Consider the following 9,858-nt stretch of genomic DNA (forward strand, 5'->3'; position numbering starts at 1 on the left):
GTCAGCTCGCCGTCATCCGGGTGAGGAGGTCGTAGAGCCGCCTGGCCGACTCCTCCCAGCTGAACTGGCCGGCCTGAACACGGGACAGCCTGCTGAGCCTCGTCCAGTCGTCCGGGTTGTCCATGCCGAGGATCGCCGCAGCGAAGGCCTTCGGGTCCTCCTGGTCGAAGAAGACGGCGGCCTCTCCCCCGACCTCGTGGAACAGCGGGATGTCGCTGAGCACGAGCGGGGTGCCGACGGCCGCGGCCTCGATGAGCGGGATGCCGAACCCCTCGTCGCGGCAGGCGGTGACCATCGCCGTCGCCTGGATGAGGGCATCCCGGTACTCGTCGTCGGTCACCCCGTTATCGAAGCGGATGGCTCCGGCCGGTGCCAGGGCGGCGATGCGCTCCCGGTCCTCGTCGCCGATCCTGCTGAGCAGCCGCAGGGTGTAGCCGGGCAGATGGTTCATCGCGATCGCGAGGGTCTCGACGTTCTTGTTGGGCTGGAAGGTGCCCATATAGACGAGGGTCTTCGAGGCGGGGTACTCCAGCGGCGGCAGCCCGGAATCGGGCACACCGGGCCGGATGACCGTCAGGGGCCTGCTCGTGAGCCGCGCCTCCTTCATCTCCCGTTCGCAGTTGTACGAGCCGGTGACCACCTCGTCGGCGCGATGCAGCACCGCACGCTGCGGCCAGTAGGTCACGTAGAAGGCGCGCCAGAGCAGGCGCACGAACCAGCTGTACCCCGGGGGGATCTTCCGGATGCGGTAGAAGACCATGTCGTGCACCGTGAGCACGAGCTTGTACCTGCGGCCGGTCGCGCCCATGGTCTGCATCGGGCTGAACACGATGTCCGGTCGGTGCTTGTTGATGGAGAGCATGCCGATGAAGGGCTCGAGGATGCTCGTGCCCGGTCGTCCCATGATCCAGGGCAGGTCGGGGAGCATCGACAGCTGACGTTCGTCGCTGATGAGCATGGTCACCGGATGGAGCTTGGAGAACGCCTCGACGAGGCCTGCGGTGTACCGGCTGATGCCGTCGTGGCGGACGAGCCGGGTGTACCGGCAGTCGAAGATCACCTTCATCGGTTCTGCGACTCCCCCGCGGTCCCGTGCAGCAGTCCCCGCTCAACGAGGAAGCCCTCGATCGCCTCCGCGGCGAGCTGCGGGACCTCGTAGTGGACGAGGTGCCCGACGCCGGGGATCATCGTGAGCCGGGCATCCGGCATCAGCTCGGCGAGTGCGTAGTGCGCCCGGACAGGGGTGATGTCGTCGAGCTCCGCGGCGACGAGCAGGGTCGGCACCGTGATGTCCGCGGCGAACCTGCTCACGTCCGTGCTGATGGATGCCTCGAAGCCCTCGACGACGGAATCCCGGGTGGCGAACCCGTTGAAATAGCGGTGGTGCTCCTCATGAATCCACCTGCGCAGGCGTCTGTCCCTCGTCTTGGCCAACGCGCTGCTCATGAACTGGACGATTATCCATCGCCGCAGCAGCCACGCGCCCACCCGGTTCGGCAGCTTCGCCGCGAGCCGGTAGAAGGCGACGGTCACGAAGGTGCCGAACCGGTTCGGGCCCTCGAGGCCGGAGGAGGAGATCGGGTTGATGAGGATGAGCGCCGGCGTCGGCAGGCCGCTTGTCAATGCCTGGGCGACGACGATGGTGCCGAAGGAGTGGCCGAGAACGACGGCGGTGCCCGTGAGTCCGAGGGCGTCGGAGAAGGCCCTGAACCACGCGGCATACCCGGCGACGTCGTGGGCGGCCCCGGTGAGCGGCGCCGACGCGCCGAAGCCGGGAAGATCGGGACTGATCCAGCGGATGCCCGGCAGCTGCGCGATGACCGGCTCGAGGCCGTGGTGGTCGCCGCGGTAGCCGTGGACGATCACGATCGTCACCTCCGCGTCCTGCGGGCCGTACACCCAGTAGCGGGTGGAGCTTCCGAGGAGGGACACCTCGTGGTCTTCGACGGGAATCCGGCCGAGCGATTCGGCGTACGGCGCGTATCTGGACATCGAAGCCAATTCTACGGAGGCGATACAACCTCGGCGCTCCGGCGCGCACCTAAACTCGTAGAAGCGCACTCTTGGCCGACACCAGCTCCCGGAAGGAGCACTGTGAGCTTCACCGCCCCCATCCAACTGCCCGGTCTGACCCTGGATCCGCAGTGGTACCGCAGAGCGGTGTTCTACGAGGTCATGGTGCGGTCCTTCGTGGACAGCAACGGCGACGGCTCCGGCGACCTGCAGGGCCTGCTGTCCAAGCTCGACTACCTGCAGTGGCTCGGCATCGACGCCCTGTGGCTGCCGCCGTTCTACCGCTCCCCGCTCCGCGACGGCGGTTACGACGTGTCCGACTTCAAGAGCATCCTTCCCGAGTTCGGGACGCTCGACGAGTTCAAGGATCTGGTCACCAAGGCGCACGAGCGCAACATGCGCATCGTGATCGACTTCCCGCTCAACCACACCTCCGATCAGCACGAGTGGTTCCAGCAGTCCCGTCAGGACCCGGAGGGGCCGTACGGCGACTTCTACGTGTGGAGCGACACCGACGAGAAGTACCCGAACATCCGGATCATCTTCGTCGACACCGAGGAGTCCAACTGGGCCTTCGATCCGGTACGCCGGCAGTTCTTCTTCCACCGCTTCTTCTCCCACCAGCCGGATCTCAACTTCGAGAACCCCGCGGTGCGGGAGGCGATCATCGACATCATCCGGTTCTGGCTCGACATGGGGGTCGACGGGATCCGCCTGGATGCCATCCCCTACCTGTTCGAGTCGGAGGAGGGCAACGGCGAGGGGGAGGCGCCGACCCACGAGTACATCAAGCGGCTGCGGGAGATCCTCGACGACGACTACCCCGGCCGCATCCTCATCGCCGAGGCGAACCAGTGGCCGCGGGAGGTCGCCGCGTTCCTCGGCACGGAGGAGGAGCCGGAGTGCCACATGGCCTTCGACTTCCCGGTGATGCCCAGGATCTTCTATTCGCTCCGCTCGCAGAACGCCGGCGAGCTCACGCGCATCCTCTCGGAGACGACGGACATCCCCTCCGCGGCCGGCTGGGGAGTCTTCCTGCGCAATCACGACGAGCTCACCCTGGAGATGGTGTCCGAGGAGTACCGGCAGGCCATGTACGGCTGGTACGCCTACGACCCGCGGATGCGTTCCAACATCGGGATCCGTCGCCGCCTCGCCCCCCTGCTCGACAACTCCAGGGCGGAGCTCGAGCTGACGCACGCCCTGCTGTTCAGCCTGCCGGGGAGCCCCTTCCTCTACTACGGCGACGAGATCGGGATGGGTGACAACATCTGGCTGCCGGACAGGGACTCGTCGCGCACGCCGATGCAGTGGACCCCCGACCGCAACGCCGGCTTCTCCTCCGCCGACCCAGGCAAGCTCTACCTGCCGATCGTGCAGTCCCTCGTGTTCAACTACAACCTCGTCAACGTCGAGTCGCAGCTCGCGCAGTCCCGATCGCTGCTGCACTGGGTGCGCAACGTGATCCACGTGCGCAAGGCGCATCCGACCTTCGGCCTCGGGTCGCTGAGCGTGCTCCAGACGACGCACGAGTCGGTCCTCGCCTTCGTGCGCTCCTACGGCGGGTCCGGAACGCAGTTCGGGGACTCCGCCGAGGACGTGCTGTGCGTGTTCAGCTTCGCGCACAACCCGATCGCGGTCACCATCCGTGCGGAGCATTTCGCCGGATCCGCTCTCTACGACCTGTTCGGCGGCGGCGAGTTCCCCGCGTTCGACGAGAACGGCGAGGTCACGCTCACCCTGGCGACGCAGAGTTTCTACTGGCTGCACGTCGGGTCGCCGAGTTATGCCGGTGGTCGGTCCTAGACTCGTCGGCGTGGACAAGCTCTGGTACGAGAGGCTCGGAGTGTTCGACCTCGAGACGACGGGCATCGACACCGACACGAGCAGGATCGTCTCCGCCTACGTCGGCGTGATCGATGAGGCCGGCGAGCCCAAGGGCGTCTCCTGGCTCGCCGATCCCGGCATCGAGATCCCGGCGCAGGCGAGCGCCGTGCACGGCATCACGACCGAGCGCGCACGGGCGGAGGGGCGCGAGGCCGCCGAGGTCGTCGCGGAGATCGTCGCCGTGTTGCGTGCCCTGCTCGCCCAGGGGGTTCCCGTGGTGATCTACAACGCCGCCTACGACCTCACCCTGCTCAACCGGGAGTGCCTGCGGTACGGGCTGGAGCCCCTCGCCGACCCCTCGCCGATCATCGATCCGCTCGTCATCGACCGCGCGATGGACAGGTACCGCAAAGGCAAGCGCACCCTCGAGGTGGCCGCGGAGTTCTACGGCGTCGAGCTCATGGATGCGCACGATGCCGAGGCGGATGCCGTCGCGGCCGGCCGGGTCGCCCAGGCGATCTCGCGGCGCTACTTCGAACAGCTCGGCGAGGACGTCATGGCCCTGCACGCCCTGCAGAAGCTGTGGGCGGCGCAGAGCGCGGAGAGCTTCCAGGAGTACATGCGGCGCACCAAGGACCCGGCCTTCGTGGCCGACGGCGCCTGGCCGGAACGGTAGTGACCGACTCCCCCGTCCGGCTGCGCATCGTCGCGGCCCTGCTCGTCGACGTGGACGGCCGGGCGCTGCTGGTGCGCAAGCGCGGCACCCGCCGGTTCATGCAGCCGGGCGGCAAACCGGAGGCCGGCGAGTCGGCGGAGGACGCCCTCGTCAGGGAGCTGAAAGAGGAGCTCGGGCTGCAGGTCGCGCCCGGCGACCTGCGTCGAGTGGGGCGATTCTCCGCCCTCGCCGCGAACGAGGCCGACACGGTGGTGGACGCCGAGATCTTCGACGCGCCCGTCGTCACGACGGCGGTCGCCGTCGCGGCCGAGATCGAGGAGCTTCTCTGGATCGATCCGGCCGACCCCGGCGGCATCGATCTCGCCCCGCTCAGCCGGGACATCCTGCTGCCCCTGCTGGCCGCCCGCAGACCCTAGCGGTTCCGTCGTCCGGCGCGGCGGCACAGAAACGAAAAAACGGCGACCGGCCGAAGCCGATCGCCGTTTTCGCGAGGAAGGTATCAGACGCCGAAGCCCTTGTACCGGGAGTTGAACTTCTCGACGCGACCGGCGCTGTCGAGGATGCGCTGCTTGCCGGTGTAGAACGGGTGCGAGGCGGACGAGATCTCGACATCGATGACCGGGTAGGTCTGGCCGTCCAGCTCGATCGTCTTGTCGCTCTTCGCCGTCGAACGGGTCAGGAAGGTCTCGCCGCTCGCGAGGTCGCGGAACACGATCGGCGCATAGTCGGGATGGATGTCAGACTTCATCGTTATTCCTCGGTGTGGAGTGGGTGCTGGTGAAAAGGGCGGCGCATGGGCCAGAGAGCTACGTTACCAGACTGGCGGGAAGAATTCACGCGGACGCGGTCACGCCGGTGCGTTTACGAGAGTGCGGCTCTGGCCGAGAACCGGCCCTCGTCCTCGGTGACCTGCAGCGGTCGTCCGAAGGTCTCGCTCAGCTTCTCGGAGGTGATGACCTCGCCGATCGGGCCGGCCGCGGTGATCGCGCCGTTCGCGAGAAGGAGCGCCCTGTCGAAGCCGAGCGGGATCTCCTCGACGTGGTGGGTGACCATGACGATCGCCGGCGCGCCCGGTGCGCTCGCATAGCCGCTGAGCAGCTGCAGAAGCTCTTCGCGGGCGCCGAGGTCGAGGCTCGCCGCCGGCTCGTCGAGGAGCAGGAGCTCCGGATCCGTCATCACGGCGCGAGCGATCTGCACCCGCTTCTGCTCGCCGTCGCTCAGGTCCCCGAAACGGCGGTCCTCCAGGTGACCGAGCTTCCACTCGGCGAGCACCCGCTGCGCGCGGCGCACGTCGATGTCCTCGTAGCTCTCGTTCCACCGACCGACAACCGAGTATGCGGCGGTGAGCACGACGTCGAGCACCCGTTCCTGCCCGGGGATCCTCCGCGCCATCGCGGTCGAGGCGAAGCCGATGCGCGGCCGCAGGTCGAACACGTCGACGGAGCCGAGGGTGTCGCTGAGTATCCGCGCCGTGCCTGAGCTCGGATGGATGAGCGCGGCGGCAACCTGGAGCATCGTGGTCTTGCCCGCGCCGTTCGGTCCGAGGATCACCCAGCGCTCGTCTCCCTCGACCGTCCAGTTGACGGAGGTGAGGATGGGATTGCCGTCCCGGACGACGGAGACGTCGGAAAGCTGAAGAACACTGGCCATGGTCCAAGACTACCTGCGGGTGCGACCGCGTCACGGCACCCGGGTCCAGCGAGTGCGCGGGCGGAGGGCCGCCTCAGCCGAGCACGGAGAGGTAGACCTCCTGGGTGCGCTTCGAGATCCGGTCCCAGCCGAAGTCCCGCTCCGCACGGGCGCGTCCCGCGGCTCCCATGCGTGCCGCGGCGGCGGGATCGCCGACCACCTCTGTCAGGGTCCTGGCCAGGTCGTCGACGAACCGCTGCGGATCGAGCGGGGTCCCGGTGCCGTCGTCCGCCTGGTCGATCGGAACGAGGCGGCCGGTGACCCCGTCGTCGATGACCTCGGGAATGCCACCCGTCGCCGTCCCGACGACGGCCGCCCCGCAGGCCATGGCCTCCAGGTTGACGATGCCGAGCGGTTCGTAGATCGACGGGCAGACGAAGGTCGTCGCCGCCGTGAGCAGCGCGGCGAGCTCTTCCTGGGGAAGCAGCCGATCGATCCAGACCACTCCGGACCGTTCGGCCTGCAGGGAGGTGACGAGATCGCGGACCTCCGCGAAGATCTCCGGGGTGTCCGGCGCTCCGGCGCACAGGACGAGCTGCACCTCCGGCGGCAGCATGGCCATCGCGCGCAGCAGGTAGGGCAGCCCTTTCTGGCGGGTGATCCGGCCGACGAAGACGACCGAGGGCCGATCGGGGTCGACCCCGAGGGAGTGGACCAGGTCGGCGTCCTCCACCGGATGCCACCGCTCCAGGTCGATGCCGTTGTGCACCACGGAGACCTTCTCCTCGTCGAGAAGCGGATAGGAGCGCAGGATGTCCCGGCGCATGCCGTGGCTGACGGCGATGACGGCGTCGGCGGAGGCGAAGGCATCCCGTTCGATCCAGCTGGAGACCCGGTAGCCGCCGCCGAGCTGTTCGGCCTTCCACGGCCGGAGCGGCTCGAGGCTGTGGGCCGTGACGACGTGCGGGATGCCGTGGAGCAGCTGCGCGAGGCGGCCGGCCTCGTTCGCGTACCAGGTGTGCGAATGCACAAGATCGGCGCCCGCGACGTCCTGGGCGATCTGGAGGTCGACGCCCAGCGTGGCGAGCGAGGGATTCGCGCCGACGAGCTCCGCGGGGACCAGATAGTTGTACACGTCCGGTTCGTCCCTCGGCAGCCCGAAACAGCGCACGACGACGTCCAGGTCGAGGCGCAGGGCCCTGACGAGCTCGGCCACGTGCACCCCCGCCCCGCCGTAGACCTCCGGTGGGTACTCGCGGGATATCAGATCGACTCGCATAGCAGTGACGCTAGTACACCGTCATTCCTGCATCTAATCTGCGTCTGCTGCCTCTACTCTGGACACATGGCATCAAAGAAGATTTTTGGCATCGTCCTCGCCGGCGGAGAGGGCAAGCGGCTGATGCCACTCACCGCCGACAGGGCGAAACCCGCGGTGCCGTTCGGCGGCAACTACCGGCTGATCGATTTCGCGCTGTCCAACCTCATCAACTCCGGGCTGCGCCAGATCGTGGTGCTCACCCAGTACAAGTCGCACAGCCTCGACAGGCACGTCTCCCAGACCTGGCGACTCGACGGCCTGACGGCCTCCTACGTCGCATCCGTTCCCGCGCAGCAGCGCCTCGGCAAGCGTTGGTTCGCCGGGTCGGCGGACGCGATCCTGCAGAGCCTCAACCTGTTGCGCGACGAGAAGCCGGACATCGTGGTGGTGGTCGGCGCCGACCACGTCTACCGCATGGACTTCAGCCAGATGATCGATGCCCACATCACGTCCGGCGCCGGCGTGACGGTGGCGGCCATCAGGCAGCCGATCTCCCTCGCCGATCAGTTCGGGGTCATCGAGCTGGACGAGGACGACCCGACGCGCATCGGTCAGTTCCTCGAGAAGCCCAAGGACGTTCTCGGCCTGGCCGACTCGCCGGAGGAGGTGCTCGCCTCGATGGGCAACTACGTCTTCGATGCGGACATCCTCATCGACGCCGTGCTCAGGGACGGCGAGCTGACCACGTCCAACCACGACATGGGCGGGGACATCGTCCCCGACTTCGTCTCCCGCGGGGATGCCGCCGTCTACGACCTCAACCGCAACGATGTGCCGGGCGCGACGGATCGCGATCGCTACTACTGGCGGGACGTCGGCACCATCGACTCCTTCTTCGAGGCGCATCAGGATCTCATCTCCGCGCTGCCGATCTTCAACCTGTACAACCGCGAATGGCCGATCTTCAACCAGCAGGTGAACTCGCCGCCAGCCAAGTTCGTCCGCGACTCCAAGGGCAACCTGGGTGAGACCATCGACTCGATCGTCTCCCTCGGCTCCCTGCTGTCCGGGGCGCACATCGAACGCAGCGTCCTCGGGCCGTGGGCGACCATCGAATCGGGTGCTCGGGTGATCGACTCGATCGTCTTCGACCGGGTGCGGATCGGCCCAGACTCGATCGTGCGCAGGGCTATCCTGGACAAGGAAGTCGTCATCACCCCGGGGGCGACGGTCGGTGTCGATCCCGATGCAGACAGAGCCCGCGGATTCACCGTGACGGAGTCAGGAATCACCGTCGTCGGCAAGGGTGTCACCGTCGCCTGACCACCGGTCGGCTCCACCGCTCACCCCTTCGCTCTCGACCCCAGGATGGCCCTCCCGATGCCCCGCTTTCTCGTCGTGTTGGACGTCGACTCGACCCTCATCGAGAACGAGGTCATCGAGCTGCTGGCGGACGCCGCCGGTTCAGGGGCGGCCGTCGCCGCCATCACCGCACGGGCGATGAACGGCGAGATGGACTTCGAGGAGAGCCTGCGCTCCCGCGTCGCGACCCTCGCCGGGATGCCGGAGTCGGTGTTCGCCGAGGTCGCCGCGCTGGTCTGCGTGACCGGCGGGGTCCCGGAGATGATCGCGGGCGTCCACGCCTTCGGCGGCCGGGTCGGTGCCATCTCCGGCGGCTTCCACGAGGTCGTCGATCCGATCGCCGAGGCGCTCGGCCTCGACTACTGGAGGGCCAACCGTCTCGAGATCGTCGATGGTGCCTTCACCGGCAGGCTCGTCGGCAGGGTCATCGACGCCAGGGCGAAGGCGGAGACCCTGCGCGAGTGGGCCGAGGACTTCGAGGTGCCGCTCGCGCGCACGGTGGCGGTCGGTGACGGCGCGAACGACCTGCCCATGATGGCCGCCGCCGGACTCTCAGTGGCCTTCGATGCGAAGGCCCCCGTCAGGGACCGGGCGGACGTGCTCATGAACGTGCGCGACCTCAGCCAGCTGCTCTCGCTGCTGGGCATGCGCGGCTGATCCGCCCGCGGAGCGAACCGCCCGTCAGTGGCCCATGCCGAGGCCGCCGTCGACCGGGATGACGGCGCCGGAGATGTACCCCGCGTCCTCTCCCGCGACCCAGGCGACCACCTTCGCGACCTCCTCGGGGCTCGCGAAGCGGCCGGCCGGGATCGACTTCTTGTACTCGGCCTGCTGGGCCTCCGGCAGCTCGGCGGTCATGTCCGTCTCGATGAAGCCGGGTGCGATGACGTTGGCGGTGATGCCACGGGACCCCAGCTCGCGGGTCACGGAGCGGGCGAGCCCGATCAGCCCGCTCTTGGACGCGGCGTAGTTGACCTGCCCGGCGGATCCGAGCAGGCCGACGACGCTCGACACCAGCACGATGCGGCCGTATCGGGCCTTGAGCATGCCCTTGGAGGCCCGCTTGACCACGCGGAACGCGCCGGAGAGG

Annotated in this window: 11 protein-coding genes; 5 read left to right on the forward strand and 6 right to left on the reverse strand. The window is 68.0% G+C overall.

All coding sequences use genetic code 11. From position 1 onward, the window contains the following. Nucleotide 1: 1 nt before the first annotated feature. Together VGC18_RS02085 and VGC18_RS02090 are read right to left on the reverse strand one after the other, a co-directional pair. Complete coding sequence (locus VGC18_RS02085) at nucleotides 2-1,066, reverse strand: glycosyltransferase family 1 protein (RefSeq protein WP_331093719.1); 1,065 nt, start codon at nucleotides 1,064-1,066, stop codon at nucleotides 2-4. Further along, the gene (locus VGC18_RS02090) at nucleotides 1,063-1,992 is read right to left on the reverse strand and encodes an alpha/beta hydrolase (protein WP_331093721.1); all 930 of its coding nucleotides are present in this window, start codon (nucleotides 1,990-1,992) and stop codon (nucleotides 1,063-1,065) included. Before VGC18_RS02090 ends, VGC18_RS02085 begins: the two co-directional genes overlap by 4 nt. Before the next feature lie 102 nt (nucleotides 1,993-2,094). Between VGC18_RS02090 and treS the strand changes: the two genes are divergently transcribed. The 3 genes from treS to VGC18_RS02105 are packed head-to-tail and all read left to right on the forward strand — an operon-like array spanning nucleotide 2,095 to nucleotide 4,932. Beyond that, the gene (treS, locus tag VGC18_RS02095) at nucleotides 2,095-3,819 is read left to right on the forward strand and encodes a maltose alpha-D-glucosyltransferase (protein ID WP_331093723.1); all 1,725 of its coding nucleotides are present in this window, start codon (nucleotides 2,095-2,097) and stop codon (nucleotides 3,817-3,819) included. A gap of 10 nt (nucleotides 3,820-3,829) precedes the next feature. Further along, a complete protein-coding gene (locus tag VGC18_RS02100) occupies nucleotides 3,830-4,516 on the forward strand; it encodes a 3'-5' exonuclease (RefSeq protein ID WP_414672847.1) in 687 nt (228 codons plus the stop codon). Beyond that, complete coding sequence (locus VGC18_RS02105; RefSeq protein ID WP_331093727.1) at nucleotides 4,516-4,932, forward strand: NUDIX domain-containing protein; 417 nt, start codon at nucleotides 4,516-4,518, stop codon at nucleotides 4,930-4,932. Before VGC18_RS02100 ends, VGC18_RS02105 begins: the two co-directional genes overlap by 1 nt. A gap of 83 nt (nucleotides 4,933-5,015) precedes the next feature. Here VGC18_RS02105 and VGC18_RS02110 read toward each other — a convergent pair whose 3' ends face one another. The 3 genes from VGC18_RS02110 to glgA all read right to left on the reverse strand — a co-directional run bounded on the left by VGC18_RS02110 (nucleotide 5,016) and on the right by glgA (nucleotide 7,424). Further along, the gene (locus VGC18_RS02110; protein ID WP_331093729.1) at nucleotides 5,016-5,264 is read right to left on the reverse strand and encodes a type B 50S ribosomal protein L31; all 249 of its coding nucleotides are present in this window, start codon (nucleotides 5,262-5,264) and stop codon (nucleotides 5,016-5,018) included. 113 nt (nucleotides 5,265-5,377) lie between these two features. Further along, nucleotides 5,378-6,166, reverse strand: a complete 789-nt coding sequence (locus tag VGC18_RS02115) for an ABC transporter ATP-binding protein (protein WP_331093731.1) — start codon at nucleotides 6,164-6,166, stop codon at nucleotides 5,378-5,380. A gap of 73 nt (nucleotides 6,167-6,239) precedes the next feature. Beyond that, nucleotides 6,240-7,424: a glycogen synthase gene (gene glgA / locus VGC18_RS02120; RefSeq protein WP_331093733.1), complete on the reverse strand. Its 1,185-nt coding sequence runs from the start codon at nucleotides 7,422-7,424 to the stop codon at nucleotides 6,240-6,242. A 66-nt stretch (nucleotides 7,425-7,490) separates the two neighbouring features. On the opposite strand from glgA, the gene VGC18_RS02125 reads away from it, so the two are divergent. Next, complete coding sequence (locus tag VGC18_RS02125; protein WP_331093735.1) at nucleotides 7,491-8,729, forward strand: glucose-1-phosphate adenylyltransferase; 1,239 nt, start codon at nucleotides 7,491-7,493, stop codon at nucleotides 8,727-8,729. Nucleotides 8,730-8,786: 57 nt separating this feature from the next. After that, nucleotides 8,787-9,425 (forward strand): phosphoserine phosphatase SerB, encoded by a 639-nt coding sequence (serB, locus tag VGC18_RS02130; RefSeq protein WP_331093737.1) that lies wholly within the window; start codon nucleotides 8,787-8,789, stop codon nucleotides 9,423-9,425. A gap of 24 nt (nucleotides 9,426-9,449) precedes the next feature. Here serB and VGC18_RS02135 read toward each other — a convergent pair. Next, nucleotides 9,450-9,858: SDR family oxidoreductase (locus VGC18_RS02135; protein ID WP_331093739.1), on the reverse strand; the 409-nt coding region annotated here is incomplete at its 5' end.

The sequence above is a fragment of the Lacisediminihabitans sp. genome (assembly GCF_036404185.1).
Lineage (GTDB): Bacteria > Actinomycetota > Actinomycetes > Actinomycetales > Microbacteriaceae > Lacisediminihabitans.

Bases quoted from the DNA above. Each gene is read 5' to 3' on its own strand.
- VGC18_RS02085 (WP_331093719.1), bottom strand. From the start codon at position 1,066: ATGAAGGTGATCTTCGACTGCCGGTACACCCGGCTCGTCCGCCACGAC.
- VGC18_RS02090 (WP_331093721.1), bottom strand. From the start codon at position 1,992: ATGTCCAGATACGCGCCGTACGCCGAATCGCTCGGCCGGATTCCCGTC.
- VGC18_RS02110 (WP_331093729.1), bottom strand. From the start codon at position 5,264: ATGAAGTCTGACATCCATCCCGACTATGCGCCGATCGTGTTCCGCGAC.
- VGC18_RS02115 (WP_331093731.1), bottom strand. From the start codon at position 6,166: ATGGCCAGTGTTCTTCAGCTTTCCGACGTCTCCGTCGTCCGGGACGGC.
- glgA (WP_331093733.1), bottom strand. From the start codon at position 7,424: ATGCGAGTCGATCTGATATCCCGCGAGTACCCACCGGAGGTCTACGGC.
- VGC18_RS02125 (WP_331093735.1), top strand. From the start codon at position 7,491: ATGGCATCAAAGAAGATTTTTGGCATCGTCCTCGCCGGCGGAGAGGGC.
- serB (WP_331093737.1), top strand. From the start codon at position 8,787: ATGCCCCGCTTTCTCGTCGTGTTGGACGTCGACTCGACCCTCATCGAG.